Source organism: Streptomyces sp. NPDC005266 (genome assembly GCF_040607655.1).
Classification (GTDB): domain Bacteria; phylum Actinomycetota; class Actinomycetes; order Streptomycetales; family Streptomycetaceae; genus Streptomyces.
In genome coordinates, this window is record NZ_JBEXHC010000017.1 from 59302 (window position 1) to 76224 (window position 16923).

A 16923-nucleotide genomic window follows, 5' to 3' on the forward strand; every position below is an offset into this window, starting at 1 on the left:
CCCTTCGATCGCGTGATGGAGCGCGTGCGAACCGCGTGCTGAGCGCTTCTGTCACTGTATGCAAGCGCAAGGACATCTGGCGAAGTTCCCGTCTCCCGGAGATCCGGCGGACCGTTTCGGCGCCGTGCGGGGACGGTTTCCGGGCCCCGGCGGCCCCCCTTGCCCCCGGCCCGTTCCACAGTTGTCGGTGGACGGGGCCACAATGGTCGGCGTCAGGATCCCGCATCGGCAGTTGAAGGAGCCGCAAGCGCGATGGCCCGCCGCAGCACGAAGACCCCGCCGGACGACTTCGAGGAGCGCATCCTCGACATCGACGTCGTCGATGAGATGCAGGGCTCCTTCCTCGAGTACGCCTACTCGGTCATCTACTCCCGCGCGCTGCCCGACGCCCGGGACGGGCTGAAGCCGGTGCACCGCCGCATCCTCTTCCAGATGAACGAGATGGGGCTGCGCCCCGAGCGCGGCTTCGTGAAGTGCGCCCGCGTCGTCGGCGAGGTGATGGGAAAGCTCCACCCGCACGGCGACGCGTCGATCTACGACGCGCTGGTGCGCATGGCCCAGCCGTTCTCGATGCGGCTGCCGATGGTCGACGGCCACGGGAACTTCGGCTCGCTGGGGAACGACGACCCGCCGGCGGCCATGCGGTACACCGAGTGCCGGATGGCCTCGGCCACCTCACTGATGACCGAGTCGATCGACGAGGACACGGTCGACTTCTCCCCGAACTACGACGGGAGTGAGCAAGAGCCCGTCACCCTCCCCGCCGCTTATCCGAACCTGCTGGTCAACGGCACCTCCGGGATCGCGGTCGGGATGGCGACGAACATGCCCCCGCACAACCTGGGCGAGGTGATCGCGGCCGCCCGCCATCTGATCAAGCACCCGGGCGCGGATCTCGAGACGCTGATGCGGTTCGTGCCGGGCCCGGACCTGCCGACCGGCGGCCGGATCGTGGGCCTCGGCGGCGTCCGGGACGCGTACGAGACCGGACGCGGCAGCTTCAAGATCCGCGCCACGGTGTCGGTGGAGGACGTGACGGCCCGCCGCAAGGGCCTGGTTGTCACCGAGCTGCCCTTCGCCGTGGGCCCCGAGAAGGTCATCTCGAAGATCAAGGACCTGGTCGGCGCGAAGAGGCTCCAGGGCATCGCGGACGTGAAGGACCTGACCGACCGCGAGCACGGTCTGCGACTGGTGATCGAGGTCAAGAACGGCTTCAACCCCGAGGCCGTACTGGAGCAGCTCTACAAGCTCACGCCGATGGAGGAGTCCTTCGGCATCAACAATGTGGCGCTGGTGGACGGTCAGCCGCTCACGCTGGGGCTGAAGGAGCTGCTGGAGGTCTATCTCGACCACCGCTTCGACGTGGTCCGGCGGCGCAGCGAGTTCCGGCGCGGCAAGCGGCGCAACCGGCTGCACCTAGTCGAGGGGCTGCTGGTCGCCCTCCTCGACATCGACGAGGTCATCCGCATCATCCGGCAGAGCGATAACGCGGCGGAGGCGAAGCAGTCGCTCATCGAGCGCTTCGACCTCTCCGATGTCCAGACGCAGTACATCCTGGACACTCCGCTGCGCCGGCTGACCAAGTTCGACCGGCTGGAGCTGGAGGCGGAGCGCGACAAGCTCAAGACGGAGATCGAGGAGCTCACCCGGATCCTCGACTCGGACACCGAGCTGCGCAAGCTGGTCTCCTCCGAACTGGCCGCGGTGGCCAAACAGTTCGGCACCCCGCGCCGCACGTCGCTGCTGGAGTCGTCCAACGCTCCGGTGACCGCGGTGCCGCTGGAGGTCGCGGACGACCCGTGCCGGGTACTGCTGTCCTCCACCGGGCTGCTGGCCCGTACGGCCAACGGGGAGCCGTTGGCGGGCGAGGAGAAGGTCAAGCGGGCCAAGCACGATGTGATCGTCTCCGCCGTCCCGGCGACGGCCCGCGCGGATGTGGGGGCGGTGACCTCCACCGGGCGGCTGCTGCGGCTCTCGGTGATCGATCTGCCGATGCTCCCGGAGAAGGCCGGGCCCCCCAACCTGGCGGGCGGGGCGCCGATCGCCGAGTTCCTCTCGCTGGACGAGGGCGAGGAGCTGATCTGCCTCACCACTTTGGACGAGTCGTCGCCGGGGCTCGCGATCGGCACGGAGCAGGGCGTCGTCAAGCGCGTGGTCCCCGACTACCCGGCCAACAAGGACGAGCTGGAGGTCATCTCCCTCAAGGAGGGCGACCGGATCGTGGGCGCGGTGGAGCTGCGCACGGGTGAGGAGGACCTGGTCTTCATCACCGACGACGCACAGCTGCTGCGCTACCAGGCCGGCCAGGTGCGGCCCCAGGGCCGAGCGGCGGGCGGTATGGCGGGCATCAAGCTCGGCTCCGGCGCCAAGGTGATCTCGTTCACGGCCGTCGACCCGGCGGCCGACGCGGTGGTGTTCACGGTCGCGGGCGCGCGGGGCACGCTCGACGACTCGGTGCAGCAGACGGCCAAGCTCACCCCCTTCGACCAGTACCCGCGCAAGGGCCGGGCGACGGGCGGCGTGCGCTGCCAGCGGTTCCTGAAGGGCGAGGACTGCCTGGTCCTGGCCTGGGCGGGCACGACCCCCGCCCGCGCGGCGGCGGCGAGCGGCGCCCCGTCGTCGCTGCCGGACCTCGACCCGCGTCGTGACGGCTCGGGCGTGCCGCTCGCCAAGGCGGTGGCAGTGGTGGCCGGGCCGGTGTAGCGGCGGCCGGTTACGGACGGACCAGACGGACCAGGGGCGCGGCATCAGAGAGTGCCGCGCCCCTGTGCGTCGCCGGACCGTGAACGAGCCTGGCGGCAGCCTCAGACGCCGCTGCCGTTGCCCCGGGCGCGCAGCTGCCGCAGGGCGACCCGGGCGCCGGAGTGGCCCCGCTCCGCCGCCCGCCGGAAGTGGCGCTCGGCCTCGGCCGGATTGCCGAGATCCATGTGCAGGGTGCCGAGCACCACCAACGCCGACAGGTCCCCCGCGGCGACCGCCTTGGTGAGCCAGTGCACCGCCTCGTCATACACGCCCCGGTTTCCCAGGCCGATGCCGTAGACCGTCATGCCCTGCGGATCACCGGCGCGCGCCGCCTCACGGGCGAGCGCTTCGGGGATCGGCCGCCCCTCGTCGTAGGCCGCCCTCACCATGGCCTTCACCGCGGGGTCCAGCGGCCGCGCCCTGCGTTTCCCCCGGCGCCCTCGCCACCGCGCCCACAATCCGCCCATCCGGCCCCCCTCCGCCCGCGGAGCGCCATTCTCCCGCGTGCTCCCGCATCACGGAACCGTATCCACCGCCCCGCATGCGGATCGCGGGGCTCCGCCAGGGATCACCGGAGAGAAGGTGTGACTCATACGTCACCTCCTGCCCGGGCAACGGCGCGCCAAGACGATCGACAGAGGTTAGGCTTACCTTCGTGAGCATGTGCGCGACCGCCTCCCGCGACCTGTCCGAGCCGCTCGCCGGGACGGCGGCCACCGCCCCCACCTGGCTGCTTGTCGAACAGCCCGGCCCCTGGGGCACCGACGCCCTCACCGCCAGCCATCTCGACCCCGCCGTGGGACGCGCCCTGGAGCGCGCTGCCAAGAACACCGGCGTCCGGGTCGCGCTGATCCGCCGCCCGGGCCGCCACGCCGATCTGCACACCGGCGCACGGCACCGGGTGTTCGTCGCCCACACCCGTCCCGGCCGCTCCTGGATCCGCACGATCGCCCTCGACGACCCCGGACGGCTGCTCGCCCTCGACTTCGCCGCGCTGGGCGCGGGCGACCCCGGCGGCCTGGCTCTCGAGCCGGGCGACGCCCCCGCCCAGTGGGCTAAGTACACCGGCGATCCGCTGGTCCTGGTGTGCACCAACGGCAAGCGCGACCGCTGCTGCGCCCTCCTCGGCCGTCCGCTGGCCGCCGATCTCACCGCCTCCGGCGTCCACGGCACCTGGGAGGTCACCCATATCGGCGGCCACCGCTTCGCACCGACCCTCGTCGTGCTGCCGTACGGGTACACCTACGGCCGCGCCACCGCGCAGGGCGTGAAAGACGTGCTGGATGCGGTGCGGGATGGCCGTGTCGTCACCGCCGGCTGCCGCGGCCGCTCGTCCTGGGAGCGTCCGGGCCAGGCGGCGGAGCTGGCCGTCCGCGAGCTCACCGGCGAGGACGGGGCCGACGCGCTGACCGTCGCGGGGACCCAGGGCGCCGCTCCCGCGTGGTCCGTGACCCTCGCGCACACCGACGGCCGGGCCTGGCAGGTCAGCGTCGCGCAGGTCGCCGCGGCGCCGCCGCGGCCCGAGAGCTGCGGGTCCGCGCTGGGCTCCCCGGCCCGGACGGACGTCGTCGGGATCCGGCCGCTGCGGCTGCCCGCACACCGCGTCCGCGCCCTCGCCGCGGGCCGCCCCTGAGCCGGGCCTCGAGGGCCTGGCGCCGTCCCTCCGGCCCCTTGGTTACCCTTCGGTGGCATGAGCGCCGCGATACCGCCGGGACCAGGCCCCGAGGCCCCACGGTGGCGCATCGGCCGGCCCCGCCGCGTCTTCTCCCAGGTGCTGCTGATGCAGCTGACCATCGCCACGGGCGTCACCGTGCTCGCGACCGGGCTCTTTCTCGCCCCGCTCAGCTCCCAGCTCGACGACCAGGCCATGCGCCGCGCCCTTGCCATCGCGCAGACCACGGCCGCCGAGCCGCGGCTGGCCGAGGGGCTCCAGCACACCCGGCCCACCGCGGACGGGCCGGTGCAGACCGAGGCGGAGCGCATCCGTCGCGCGACCGGCGCCGAGTATGTGGTGATCATGGACCGGCGCGGGGTGCGCTGGTCGCACCCGTCCCGCGAGGAGATCGGCGAGCATGTCTCCACCGACCCCAGCGATGCCCTCGCGGGCCGGGAGATCATGCAGATCGACGACGGCACCCTCGGCCGGTCGGCCCGCGGCAAGGTTCCCCTGCGCGACCAGCACGGCAGCATCGTGGGAGCCGTGTCGGTCGGCATCGCGTACGAGAGCGTGCGCGGCCGGCTCGTCGGGGCGGTGCCGGGGATGCTCGCGTACGCGGGCGGGGCCCTCGCCGTCGGCGCCCTGGCGGCGTATGCGGTCGCCCGCAGGCTCCAGTGGCGCACCCATGACCTGGCCTTCTCCGACATCTCCGCGCTGCTCGCCGAACGCGAGGCAATGCTGCACGGCATCCGCGAGGGCGTCGTCGCCCTCGACGCGCACGGCCGGATCCGGCTGATGAACGACGAGGCGCAGCGGCTGCTGGATCTGCGCGCCGAGGACACCGGGCGACCGCTGGAGGCCGTACTGCCGCCGGGCCGTACGACCGATGTGCTCGCCGGACGGGTCACCGGCGCCGATCTGCTGACCGTCAGCGGCGGCCGGGTGCTCGTCGCCAACCGCATGCCGACGGACGACGGCGGCGCGGTGGCCACGCTGCGCGACCGCACCGAGCTGGAGCGGCTGGGCCGCGAGCTGGACGGCACCCGCGGGCTGATCGACGCCCTGCGCGCCCAGGACCATGAGCACGCCAACCGGCTGCACACCCTCCTCGGACTGCTCGAACTCGAACTGCACGAGGAGGCGGTCGAGTTCATCACCGAGGCGGTCGGCGTGCACCGCGCCACCGCCGAACAGGTCACCGAGCGGGTCCACGATCCGCTGCTCGCCGCCCTGCTGGTCGGCAAGGCCACGGTCGCCACCGAGCGCGGCGTCGGTCTGAGCATCGCCGAGGACACCCTGCTCCCCGACCGGCTGGTGGACCCGCCGGGTCTGGTGACGATCGTCGGTAATCTCCTCGACAACGCGCTGGACGCGGCCGTCGATTCGCCAGAGCCCCGGGTCGAGGTGGAGCTGTGCGCCGACGGCCGAACGGTGCTGCTGCGGGTCTCCGACACCGGCCCCGGAATCCCCGCCGACCGCCGCGAGGTGGTCTTCACCGAGGGCTGGTCCACCAAGGAGCCGCCCGCCCACGGGAAGCGCGGTATCGGGCTGGCACTGGTGCGCCGCCTCGCCGAGCGCCAGGGGGGCAGCGCACGGGTGTCCGACCGCGACGGCGGAGGCGCGGAGTTCACCGTCGTCCTCCCCGAGGCGCTGGCCGAGGAGCCGGCCGAGGAGCCGGCCGGGGCGCCGCTGACCGCGACAGGAGAGCCGCGATGACCGCTGGAACCGGACCGGGCGGCCCCCTCGAGGTGCTGGTCGTGGACGACGATCCGCGCGTGGCCCGGGTCAACGCGGCCTACGTCGGAAAGGTGGCCGGCTTCCGCGTCGCCGGACAGGCGCACACGGCGGCCGGGGCGCTGGCCTTCCTGGAGCGCGCCGAGGTGGACCTGGTGCTGCTGGATCACTATCTGCCCGACGAGACGGGGCTCGCGCTGGTGCGGCGGCTGCGGCAGCTCGGCCATCACACCGACGTCATCATGGTGACCGCCGCCCGCGATATCGCCACCGTCCAGTCGGCGATGCGCCACGGCGCCCTGCAGTACCTGGTCAAGCCGTTCACCTTCGCGGGGCTGCGCGCCAAGTTGGAGGGGTACGCGGCGCTGCGCCGTGCTCTGGCAGGCGGCGGCGAGGCCGGCCAGGACCAGGTGGACCGGATCTTCGGCGCCCTGGGCGGCGCCTCGGCCGGCCCCGCGGAGCTGCCCAAGGGCCACTCCGCGCTCACCGCCGATCTCGTACGGGAGGTGCTGCGTGGCGCCGTGGGGCCGCTGTCGGCGCAGGAGGTCGCCGAACGCTCCTCGCTCAGCAGACAGACCGCCCAGCGCTATCTGAAGTTGCTGGAGCGCACGGGCCGGGTGCGGCTCAGTCTCAAGTACGGCGAGACCGGCCGCCCCGAACATCGCTATGTCTGGGTCTGAGCCAGGGCCAGGGCTGTCCAAGCGGTTACGGCGAAGTCAAGTGCTGATCCTTCTCGGCGTCCAAGCCCTCGGCCAGGCCGAACGGCGAGGGATCAGCGGCGAACTTCACCGCATCCGCTTAGACCGCTCCCGCGCCGGTGAGGGCCCGCACCTCCGTCTCCGCGTGCTTGGCGGCATGGCCGCGGGCGTCCACGACGGCGGGTGAGGTGACGGTGCCGAGCCAGCCCGCGAAGAAGCCGAGGGGCACGGAGACCAGGCCCGGGTTCTGCAGCGGGAAGACATGGAAGTCCGCCCCGGGGAAGATCGCGTCCGGACCGCCGGAGACCACCGGGGACAGCACCACCAGCGCGACCGCCGGAACCAGCCCACCGTAGACCGACCACACAGCGCCGCGGGTGGTGAACCGCCGCCAGAACAGCGAGTAGAGCAGGACCGGGAGGTTCGCGGACGCGGCGGCGGCGAACGCCAGCCCCACCAGGAACGCCACATTGAGATCCTCGGCGAGCAGCCCGAGACCGATCGCGGCCGCTCCGATCCCGACCGCCGCGACCCGTGCCACCGCGACCTCGCTGCGCGGCGTGCGGTCCGCGCGGCGGCTCAGCGAGGCGTACAGGTCGTGGGCGACGGAGGCCGAGGAGGCGAGGGTGATCCCGGCGACGACGGCGAGGATGGTGGCGAAGGCGACGGCGGCGACGATCGCGAACAGCACCGTCCCCCCGGTCGATCCGGCGCCGCCGCCGAGGTCGAGGGCGAGCAGGGGCACGGCCGTGTTCCCGGCGGCGTTGGAGCTCCGTACGGCATCGGTGCCCAGCACCGCGGCCGCGCCGAAACCGAGCACGATCGTCATCAGGTAGAAGCCGCCGATCAGCCCGATGGACCAGATGACCGAGCGGCGGGCGGCGCGGGCCGTGGGCACCGTGTAGAAGCGCGAGAGGATGTGCGGCAGCCCGGCGGTGCCCAGCACCAGGGCGAGCCCGAGGCTGACGAAGTCCAGCCGGGCGGTCCAGTCACCGCCGTACTTCAGGCCCGGGGCGAGGAAGTCCGCTCCGTGTCCGCTGTGGCGCGCCGCCGTGCTGAGCAGACTGTCGATGTCGCCGTTGAAGCGCAGCAGGACCAGGACGGTCAGCGCGATCGCGCCGCCCATCAGGAGGACGGCCTTCACGATCTGGATCCACGTCGTGGCGCGCATCCCGCCCAGCGCCACGAAGACCACCATCAGGGTGCCGACGCCGATCACCGTCCAGGCGCGGGCCCGGCCACCCGTCTCACCGATCAGCAGCGAGACCAGACTGCCCGCTCCGACCATCTGGGCGACGAGATACAGCACACAGACCGTGACCGACGAGAGGCCCGCGGCGATCCGGACCGGACGCTCCCGCATCCGGGCGGCCAGCACGTCGGCGAGGGTGAACCGGCCGCAGTTGCGCACGAGTTCGGCGACCAGCAGCAGGACCAGCAGCCAGGCGACGAAGAAGCCGACGCAGTAGAGCACTCCGTCATAGCCGAAGAGCGCGATGAGGCCGGAGATGCCGAGGAAGGAGGCGGCGGACATGTAGTCACCCGCGATGGCGAAGCCGTTCTCCATCGGGGAGAACAGCCGCCCGCCCGCGTAGAACTCCTCCGGGGAGCCGTGGCGTCTGCGTCCCGCCCAGGTGGTGATGGCGAGCGTGGCCGCCACGAAGACGCCGAAGAGCAGCAGCGCCAGGCTCTGCTGATTTCCTGTCACCGACCCTGCCCCCGCATCATCTCCTGCGTCACCCAGCGGAGTTCCAGCGCGGCCCGGTCCCGGCGCAGCCGGGCATGGCGGGCGTACGCCCAGGTCAGCAGGAAGGTGGTGGCGAACTGGGCCAGCCCCGCGAGCATCGCGACATTGAGCACGCCGACGACGGGGCGGGCCATGAGCTCGGGGGCGGTGGTCGCCGCGACGACATAGACCAGGTACCAGAGGAGAAACGCGGCCGCGGCCGGGAACACGAACCTGCGGTAGCGCCTGCGCACTTCCTGGAAGGCGGCGCTGCCGTGCACCTGCGTGTAGACCTCCTCCGTGGCGCGCGGGCTCGCGCACCGAGGTCTGCTGTCCGTGTCGTCCGGCTCGCCCCAGCCGGACGCGAGCGCGTCGTACCAGGGATCGTCCAGCCGGGCCGCTCCCGTAGCGCGCGCGTTGTGCATGTCCACCCGAAAACTCCTTGTTCACTGCCGCGTTGGCCGCGTGCCCAAGGATGGGCAGATCAGGAAGGCCCGGGACCCACCAATACCGGACGTTCACCCCATCAGGTGACTCAGGTGATGAACAGCCCGGAAGCGGCGCCGGGTGGACGGGCGATGCCGTGGCGGTAGGCGTAGCGCACGGCCTGGGCGCGGTCGCGCACACCGGCCTTGGCGAAGAGGTTGTTGATATGGGTCTTCACGGTCGCGGGGGCGACCCGCAGCCCGCGCGCGATCTCGGCGTTGGAAAGTCCCTCCGCGACCAGCGCCAGCACCTCCGCCTCGCGGGGCGTGAGCCCGTCGGGCAGCGGTGCGCGGGCATAGGCGGTTGAGGCTGATCCCGCCGGGGCGGGCTCCTCCCGTGCCGCGAACCGGTCCAGCAGCAGCCGTTGCGCCTTCGGGGACAGCCCGGCGTCCCCGGACATCACGTCCTCGATGGCCCGGAGGAGCTCGTCCGCGTCGGCGTCCTTGGTCAGATAGCCGCGGGCGCCGGCCCGCAGCGCGGGGAAGAGCGAGTCGTCGTCAGCGTAGGTCGTCAGCACGACGACCTGAGTACCCGGATGCTCGGTGCGTACGCGCCGGGTGGCCTCGACGCCGTCGCACCGCGGCATCCGCAGATCCATCAGCACGACGTCGGGGGCGAGTTCGGCCACGAGCCGCAGGGCCTCCTCGCCGTCGCCCGCCGAGCCGACGACCTCGATCCCGGGCAGCAGCCCCAGCAGCATCACGATGCCCTCGCGCACCACGGTCTGATCGTCGGCCACCACCACCCGCGCGCTCACCCGCACCCCGCCCCTCTCACCACGGCAATCCTCACAACGGCACCCTCAGTCGCACCACGAACCCCTCCTTCTCCGGTCCGGCCTCCAGCGTGCCGCCGAGGAGTTCCGCGCGCTCCCGCATCCCCAGCAGACCGTACCCGGCGCCGGTCGCGGTCAGACCGGCACCGGGCGGCGCCCCGCGGGCTCCGCCGTCGCGGACCTCGAGCGCCACCTCGTGCTCCCGGTAGGCCAGCCGCAGCCACACCTGGGCGCCCGGGGCATGCTTGCGGACATTCGTCAGGGCCTCCTGGGCGACCCGGCGTACCGCGAGCCCCGCCTCGGCGGTCAACCGCCTCGGCTCCCCCTCCGTCTCGAACCGGGCCCCCTCGGCCTGGGCCGCCTCCCGCAGGAAGTCCTCGACCGGCGCCATCTCACCGCGCAGGGCCGACAGCGCCTGGCGGGTCTCCGCGAGCCCCTCGCGCGCCATCCCCCGGGCGGCCACCACCCGCTCCAGCACCCTCGTGGAATCCTCCCCGCGCTCGATCAGCAGCCGCGCCGCCTCCAGATGGACGAGTTGCGCGGACAGGCTGTGCGCCAGCACGTCATGGATCTCCCGGGCGATCCGCGCCCGCTCGGCGAGCGCCGCGGTCTCCGCCTCCGCCCGCCGGGCCGCCCGCTCCTGCTCCAGCAGCCGGTAACCGGTGCCGCGGGCCTCCTCGTCCAGCCGGAGCGTATAGCCGATGAGCATCAGGCCGCCTGCGGTGGCCGCGCCGGTCAGCGGGGTTTCTCCGCGGCCGAGCACATAGCAGGCCGATGCCGCTGCCGAGCACCCCACCGCGCTCAGCAGCGGCAGCCGCTCCATCGCGAGGATCGCGGTCACGATCCACACCACGTCCGCCACCGGCCGCGCCCCGGCCACCCGTAGGGCCGCGCCCACACCGATCAGCAGGACGACCAGCGTCAGGGCGGGCACGAGCCGGTGGTCCACGGTGACGCGGCGCAGCGCGACCATCATGGCCACGCATCCGACAAGGGCGACGATCAGCACCGCCCGTCCCCGCCCGTGGATGGTGTCGTCCCGGAAGACACGCCAGACCAGCCAGCCGGTCCCGCCGATCCACAGACACGTGTTGATCACCAGCCGGACCCGGGGGACGCCCTGGCGGGAGAGCGCCTGCCGCGAGGGCCACTGTGTCCATCGGCTCATCGGCCGAGCCTCCGTACGACGGGATACGACATCGCCCCGACACTACGGACGGGCCCCGCCACGGGGATCGGAGCCAGGCTTGATCCCGGGTGGAAACGCCGGCGGGCGCCCCTCCACCCCTGGGTGGACGGACGCCCACCGAAGCTTGCTCTCGGCACGCGGCGCGTGTCAGGCGTCGATGCGCGAGCGGTCCAAGGTCGCCGCCGAGTTGGTGATGAACTCCTTACGGGGCGCGACCTCATTGCCCATGAGCAGGTCGAAGACCTGCTCGGCCGCCTCCAGGTCGCTGATGTTGATGCGCCGCAGCGTGCGGTGGCGCGGGTCCATCGTGGTCTCCGCGAGCTGGTCGGCGTCCATCTCGCCGAGACCCTTGTAGCGCTGGATGCCGTCCTTGTAGCGGACGCCGCGGCGCTGGAGGTCCAGCAGCGTCTCCTGGAGCTCGTTGTCGGAGTAGGTGTAGATGTACTTCGCCTGCCCCCGCTTGGGGTTCACCAGCTCGACCCGGTGCAGCGGCGGTACGGCCGAGAAGACCCGCCCCTGCTCGACCATCGGCCGCATATAGCGCTGAAAGAGGGTGAGCAGCAGAATGCGGATGTGGGCGCCGTCGACATCGGCGTCGGCCAGGAAGATCACCTTGCCGTAGCGTGCCTGGTCGATGTCGAAGGTCCGGCCCGATCCCGCCCCTATGACCTGGATGATCGAGCCGCACTCGGCGTTCTTGAGCATGTCGGAGATCGACGCCTTCTGGACGTTCAGGATCTTGCCGCGGATCGGCAGCAGCGCCTGGAACTCGGAGTTCCGCGCGAGCTTGGCCGTACCGAGCGCCGAGTCTCCCTCGACGATGAACAGCTCGCTGCGGTCCACGTCATCGCTGCGGCAGTCGGCCAGCTTCGCGGGCAGCGAGGACGACTCCAGCGCGGTCTTACGGCGCTGGGCCTCCTTGTGCTGGCGGGCCGCGATGCGCGTGCGGGCCGCGGCCACGACCTTCTCCAGGACGGCGCGGGCCTGCTGCTTGGCGTCCCGCTTGGAGGAGGTCAGGAACGCCTTGAGCTCCTTGGAGACCACGTTGGCCACAATCCGGGACGCCGCCGAGGTGCCCAGCACCTCCTTGGTCTGGCCCTCGAACTGCGGCTCCGCCAGCCGGACGGTCACCACCGCGGTGAGACCCTCCATGGCGTCGTCCTTGACGACGTCGTCCTCGGCGACCCGCAGCAGCTTGGTGGCGCGCAGCGCCTCGTTGACGGTCTTGGCCACCGAGCGCTCGAAGCCGGCGACGTGAGTGCCCCCCTTGGGGGTCGCGATGATGTTGACGAAGGACTTGACGGTGGCGTCGTAGCCGGTGCCCCAGCGCAGCGCGATGTCCACGCCGAGCTCACGGGTGACCTCGGTCGGCGTCATATGGCCGCGCTCGTCGAGGACCGGGACGGTCTCCTTGAAGGTGCCCTGCCCGGACAGCCGCAGCACATCGCAGACGGCCTTGTCCTGGGCGAGGTACTCACAGAACTCGCTGATGCCGCCGTCGTAGCGGAAGGTCTCCTCGGTGGGTCCGCCCTCGGAGGTCCGCTCGTCCCGGACGACCAGCGTCAGGCCCGGCACCAGGAAGGCGGTCTGGCGGGCCCGGGCGTACAGCGTGTCCAGGGAGAGCTTGGCGTCCTTGAGGAAGATCTGCCGGTCCGCCCAGTAGCGGACGCGGGTGCCGGTGCGGGTCTTGGGAACCCTCTTGCCCTTGAGGAGGCCGCTGGAAGGGTCGAACGGGGCGTCGGGGCCCGATTCGGTGAAGATCCCGGGAACGCCGCGCCGGAAGCTGATCGCGTGGGTCTTGGCGTCGCGGTCCACCTCCACGTCGAGACGGGCGGAGAGCGCGTTCACCACGGAGGCGCCGACGCCGTGCAGACCGCCGGAGGCCGCGTACGAGCCGCCGCCGAACTTTCCGCCGGCGTGCAGCTTGGTCATCACGACCTCGACGCCGGACAGCCCGGTCTTGGGCTCGACGTCGACGGGGATCCCGCGGCCGTTGTCCCGCACCTCCACGGAACCGTCGTCGTGCAGGATCACCTCGATGCGGTCACAATAGCCGCCCAGGGCCTCGTCGACCGAGTTGTCGATGATCTCCCAGAGGCAGTGCATCAGGCCCCGGCTGTCGGTCGACCCGATGTACATACCGGGGCGCTTGCGCACTGCCTCGAGACCCTCGAGGACGAGAAGGTGCCGCGCGGTGTAGTTGGAGCCGCCCCGGTCTGCTCCGGTCAGCAGCGCAGTGGACGGCACGGACGTGTCGGCGGTCACGCGGTTCGCTCCTCGCTGAATTTCTGATGGGCCCAGCTGGTGGGCACGATGGTGGCACGGTCGCCCGACAGAGCGTACCGAGGCCTGATAGAGCCTTTGTGCCACCACCCGTGAAACGTCCATGCTAGTCGAGGCCACGCCCGCTTCGCTCATGCGTTCGATAGTCCGTTTGGCGTGAAGCACACATCACGTTCCCTTCGAGGCATGAACCATTTAGGCTCCGGGCACGTCCTCATTCACAACCGGCAACCCGGCCGGGGGGACAAACCCGACAAGCGACGTGAATCCGTAAACCAACGCAATACGGCTCATTCGCCGCCAACCGTCATCATCCGGCCTACTCAGATCCAACTTTTGAGAAAAAGCCACGAGCGGGAACGATATCGGGCTGGTTGGATGTTGACCCTGGTACGACAGCTCGTCGAGCTAGAGAAGAGGCGACGTGACTACTGTTCTGACCCCCGCGAGCCCGCTGACGGCCGCTGACCGCTGCGACCGCTGCGGCGCCCAGGCTTACCTGCGCGTCGTCCTGACGAGCGGCGGTGAACTGCTCTTCTGCGCCCACCACGGACGCAAGTTCGAGCCGGAACTCAAGAAGATCGCCGCGGAAATACAGGACGAGACCGAGCGGCTGACCGCCGCTCCTGCGTCCGCGTCCGACGACGAACGCTGACGCCTCGCACCCACGACGACGAGCGACGCCGGCCCAGGGCCGGATCCCGGGCGGTCTGCCCCCTGTGTGGGGCGGCCGCCCGCGCTCGTGTCGTGGACCACATCGGCCCCGGACCCCAGGCCCCTGATCATGGGCGCCGTGTCAGCCATGGGCTGCCACCAGGCGCGCCACCGCCGAGATCCGCGTATAGACACCGGGGCGGCCCGCCACCGCGCAGCCGCTCCCCCAGGACACCAGGCCCACCAGGCGCCCCTGGGCGACCAGCGGCCCCCCGCTGTCCCCCTGGCAGGCGTCCCGCCCGCCCTTCGGCACCCCCGCGCAGACCATGGAGTCAGCGGCGTAGTCCCCCTCCGCATTGCCCGGGTAGGCCGCCTCGCAGGTCGCGTCCGCCAGCACCCGTACGGTCGTCGTGCGCAGGGCCGACGCATAGCTGCCGTTACCCTCCGTATCGCCCCAGCCGTACACCGCGGCCCGCTCCCCCGGCTGGTACGCCCGGTCGCCACTGCCCGCCATCGGAACGATGTAGGCCGACGGCAGCGGATAGCCCAGGGTGATCACCGCGATGTCCCCGGCCCTGTTGTCGCCCTCGTAGGCCGGATTGACCCACACCTTCGCCGGCGGGTACTCCACGCCGTCGCTCGCCCGCAGATCATTGCGGCCGATGATCACCCGGAGGTCCCGCGCCTCCCACCAGTTCACGCCGAGCACCCCACGACTCAGGCAGTGCGCCGCCGTGAGGACTATGGTCGGACCCACCACCGCCCCGCCGCAGAACTGGCCCGACCGCTTCTTCCCGAACAGCTCACGGCTGGCCAAAGCCACCGCCCAGGGCGCCTCGACCGTACGGACCGGGTGCCCGCCCACCACGACGCGGTCGGCCGTCGCGGGCGCGGGCGCGAGAAGTAACAGCGCGAGCGCGGCGGCCAGCGGAACCGCAAGGGCGGCGAGGAGCGGACGGGGCGACCTACGCATGCAGCCTCCTGACCGTACGGAGCGTGTCGCGCACCCATCGTCACCCCGATCGACGCGCGCCGCATCCCGGGTGGCCCAAGCGGGTCAGGAGCCGTCGGCAAACAGCGTGAAGGCCGGGTCCTCCAAAGAGGCCCGGCCTTCACGCTGCGCCGCTCGCTTCAGGCGGCGGCCCGTCAGTCCAGGTAGTAGAGGTATATCTGGGTTAGCTGCGCTGTGCTAAGACAGCAAAGCGCCCCTGACCGGGAAACGCAATGGTCAGGGGCGCTTGGGGATGCTGCTGTCAGTCCAGGTAGTCGCGGAGGACCTGGGAGCGGGACGGGTGCCGCAGCTTCGACATCGTCTTGGACTCGATCTGGCGGATACGCTCACGCGTCACGCCGTAGACCTTGCCGATCTCGTCCAGCGTCTTCGGCTGGCCGTCGGTGAGACCGAAGCGCATGGAGACCACGCCCGCCTCGCGCTCGCTGAGCGTGTCGAGCACCGAGTGCAGCTGCTCCTGGAGCAGCGTGAAGCTGACGGCGTCGGCCGGGACGACGGCCTCGGAGTCCTCGATGAGGTCACCGAACTCGCTGTCGCCGTCCTCGCCGAGCGGGGTGTGCAGGGAGATCGGCTCACGGCCGTACTTCTGGACCTCGATGACCTTCTCGGGGGTCATGTCGAGCTCCTTGGCCAGCTCCTCCGGGGTGGGCTCACGGCCCAGGTCCTGGAGCATCTGGCGCTGCACCCGCGCGAGCTTGTTGATGACCTCGACCATGTGCACCGGAATACGGATGGTGCGGGCCTGGTCGGCCATCGCCCGGGTGATCGCCTGACGGATCCACCAGGTGGCATACGTGGAGAACTTGTAGCCCTTGGTGTAGTCGAACTTCTCGACGGCGCGGATCAGACCGAGGTTGCCTTCCTGGATGAGGTCCAGGAAGAGCATGCCGCGGCCGGTGTAGCGCTTGGCCAGGGAGACCACCAGACGGAGGTTGGCCTCCAGAAGGTGGTTCTTGGCCCGGCGGCCGTCCTCGGCGATGATCTCCAGCTCGCGCTTGAGCTTGGGGGCCAGCTTGTCGGAGTTGGCGAGCTTGTCCTCGGCGAACAGACCGGCCTCGATGCGCTTGGCGAGCTCGACCTCCTGCTCGGCGTTGAGCAGCGGGACCTTGCCGATCTGCTTGAGGTAGTCCTTGACCGGGTCCGCGGTGGCGCCGGCCGCGGCAACCTGCTGCGCCGGGGCGTCGTCCTCGTCCTCGTCGGAGAGCACGAAGCCCGCGTTCTCCGGCTCGCCCTCGGCAGTCTCGGCACCGGGCTTGCCCGCCGGTGCCTCCTCGATGACGTCCTCGCCCTCAAGGAGCTCGTCGGTGGCGTCCTTCTTGGCGGTGGTCTTCTTGGCGGCCGTCTTCTTGGCGGCGGTGGTCTTCTTGGCCGCGGTCTTCTTGGCCGCGGTCTTCTTGGCGGCGGCCTTCTTCGCGGGCGCTGCCGTGGCCTCGTCCGCCGAGGCGCCTTCGGCATCGGCCGCGGGGGTGGCCTGGGCGGCGGCAGCCTTCTTGGCGGTCACCGTCTTGGCCGCGACGGTCTTGGTGGCGGTGCGCTTCGCCGGGCTCTTCGCTGCGACGCTCTTGCGGGTGCGCTTGGGCGCCTCTGCGGCACTGACCATCAGCGTCACACCCTCCTCGTCGAGGACCTGGTTGAGGCTGCGCAGAACGTTCTTCCACTGGGTTGGCGGAATCTGGTCAGCCTCGAAGGCCCGACGCACGTCATCGCCGGCGATCTGCCCCTCAGCCTTTCCCCGCTCGATGAGCGCCATGACAGACTCGGACTCGGCGATCTCCGGCGGGAGCGTACGGGATGTGCTGGCCGACACGAACAACCTCTCGGAACGTTGGAAACGGCTTCCGGCTCAGTCCGTTGGGGACCGGAGCCGACGACCGCCGGCAGGGATGAACCGACGGCGCGGGCGGACTGCGGAGGAGTACAGCGTCTGCGAGCGACCTCCGTATTCCCTCCGCGGCTGCCACCTCTTT

At 71.3% G+C, this 16923-nt stretch carries 13 protein-coding genes; 5 read left to right on the forward strand and 8 right to left on the reverse strand.

Features of this window, described 5'->3' with window-relative positions:
- Positions 1 to 252: 252 nt before the first annotated feature.
- The gene (locus ABZU99_RS25655) at positions 253 to 2703 is read left to right on the forward strand and encodes a DNA topoisomerase IV subunit A (RefSeq protein WP_356048838.1); all 2451 of its coding nucleotides are present in this window, start codon (positions 253 to 255) and stop codon (positions 2701 to 2703) included.
- Positions 2704 to 2804: 101 nt separating this feature from the next.
- Here the strand turns inward: ABZU99_RS25655 and ABZU99_RS25660 are convergent, their stop codons facing one another.
- On the reverse strand, positions 2805 to 3131 hold the full coding sequence (locus ABZU99_RS25660) for a tetratricopeptide repeat protein (protein WP_356048840.1): 327 nt from the start codon (positions 3129 to 3131) through the stop codon (positions 2805 to 2807).
- A 266-nt stretch (positions 3132 to 3397) separates the two neighbouring features.
- Here ABZU99_RS25660 and ABZU99_RS25665 point away from each other — a divergent pair, with 266 nt between their 5' ends.
- Genes ABZU99_RS25665 through ABZU99_RS25675 form a run of 3 tightly spaced genes read left to right on the forward strand, consistent with a single transcriptional unit; the run spans position 3398 to position 6813 of the window.
- Positions 3398 to 4375 (forward strand): sucrase ferredoxin, encoded by a 978-nt coding sequence (locus ABZU99_RS25665; protein WP_356048842.1) that lies wholly within the window; start codon positions 3398 to 3400, stop codon positions 4373 to 4375.
- A gap of 57 nt (positions 4376 to 4432) precedes the next feature.
- Positions 4433 to 6115 carry a sensor histidine kinase gene (locus ABZU99_RS25670; protein ID WP_356048844.1) on the forward strand — a complete coding sequence of 561 codons (1683 nt, stop codon included), beginning with the start codon at positions 4433 to 4435 and terminating at the stop codon, positions 6113 to 6115.
- Positions 6112 to 6813 carry a response regulator gene (locus ABZU99_RS25675; protein ID WP_355949162.1) on the forward strand — a complete coding sequence of 234 codons (702 nt, stop codon included), beginning with the start codon at positions 6112 to 6114 and terminating at the stop codon, positions 6811 to 6813. The genes ABZU99_RS25670 and ABZU99_RS25675 overlap by 4 nt, the downstream gene beginning before the upstream one ends.
- 118 nt (positions 6814 to 6931) lie before the next feature.
- Here ABZU99_RS25675 and ABZU99_RS25680 read toward each other — a convergent pair whose 3' ends face one another.
- The 5 genes from ABZU99_RS25680 to ABZU99_RS25700 form a co-directional block, all read right to left on the reverse strand.
- Positions 6932 to 8539, reverse strand: a complete 1608-nt coding sequence (locus ABZU99_RS25680) for a cation acetate symporter (protein WP_356048846.1) — start codon at positions 8537 to 8539, stop codon at positions 6932 to 6934.
- A complete protein-coding gene (locus tag ABZU99_RS25685; protein WP_355949228.1) occupies positions 8536 to 8982 on the reverse strand; it encodes a DUF485 domain-containing protein in 447 nt (148 codons plus the stop codon). Before ABZU99_RS25685 ends, ABZU99_RS25680 begins: the two co-directional genes overlap by 4 nt.
- 110 nt (positions 8983 to 9092) lie before the next feature.
- Positions 9093 to 9800: a response regulator transcription factor gene (locus ABZU99_RS25690; protein WP_355949167.1), complete on the reverse strand. Its 708-nt coding sequence runs from the start codon at positions 9798 to 9800 to the stop codon at positions 9093 to 9095.
- A 31-nt stretch (positions 9801 to 9831) separates the two neighbouring features.
- Positions 9832 to 10986 carry a histidine kinase gene (locus ABZU99_RS25695; RefSeq protein ID WP_356048848.1) on the reverse strand — a complete coding sequence of 385 codons (1155 nt, stop codon included), beginning with the start codon at positions 10984 to 10986 and terminating at the stop codon, positions 9832 to 9834.
- A 168-nt stretch (positions 10987 to 11154) separates the two neighbouring features.
- On the reverse strand, positions 11155 to 13272 hold the full coding sequence (locus ABZU99_RS25700; protein ID WP_355949173.1) for a DNA topoisomerase IV subunit B: 2118 nt from the start codon (positions 13270 to 13272) through the stop codon (positions 11155 to 11157).
- Between the two features lie 442 nt (positions 13273 to 13714).
- Between ABZU99_RS25700 and ABZU99_RS25705 the strand changes: the two genes are divergently transcribed.
- Positions 13715 to 13945, forward strand: a complete 231-nt coding sequence (locus ABZU99_RS25705) for a hypothetical protein (protein ID WP_060948171.1) — start codon at positions 13715 to 13717, stop codon at positions 13943 to 13945.
- 141 nt (positions 13946 to 14086) lie between these two features.
- Here the strand turns inward: ABZU99_RS25705 and ABZU99_RS25710 are convergent, their stop codons facing one another.
- Both ABZU99_RS25710 and ABZU99_RS25715 read right to left on the reverse strand, forming a co-directional pair.
- Positions 14087 to 14917: a serine protease gene (locus tag ABZU99_RS25710; protein WP_356048851.1), complete on the reverse strand. Its 831-nt coding sequence runs from the start codon at positions 14915 to 14917 to the stop codon at positions 14087 to 14089.
- A gap of 280 nt (positions 14918 to 15197) precedes the next feature.
- Positions 15198 to 16763: an RNA polymerase sigma factor gene (locus tag ABZU99_RS25715; RefSeq protein WP_355949179.1), complete on the reverse strand. Its 1566-nt coding sequence runs from the start codon at positions 16761 to 16763 to the stop codon at positions 15198 to 15200.
- Between the last annotated feature and the right edge of the window lie 160 nt (positions 16764 to 16923).

Coding starts and splice junctions, on each gene's coding strand:
- ABZU99_RS25655 (WP_356048838.1), top strand. CDS start 253: ATGGCCCGCCGCAGCACGAAGACCCCGCCGGACGACTTCGAGGAGCGC.
- ABZU99_RS25660 (WP_356048840.1), bottom strand. CDS start 3,131: ATGGTGAGGGCGGCCTACGACGAGGGGCGGCCGATCCCCGAAGCGCTC.
- ABZU99_RS25670 (WP_356048844.1), top strand. CDS start 4,433: ATGAGCGCCGCGATACCGCCGGGACCAGGCCCCGAGGCCCCACGGTGG.
- ABZU99_RS25675 (WP_355949162.1), top strand. CDS start 6,112: ATGACCGCTGGAACCGGACCGGGCGGCCCCCTCGAGGTGCTGGTCGTG.
- ABZU99_RS25685 (WP_355949228.1), bottom strand. CDS start 8,982: ATGCACAACGCGCGCGCTACGGGAGCGGCCCGGCTGGACGATCCCTGG.
- ABZU99_RS25695 (WP_356048848.1), bottom strand. CDS start 10,986: ATGAGCCGATGGACACAGTGGCCCTCGCGGCAGGCGCTCTCCCGCCAG.
- ABZU99_RS25710 (WP_356048851.1), bottom strand. CDS start 14,917: ATGCGTAGGTCGCCCCGTCCGCTCCTCGCCGCCCTTGCGGTTCCGCTG.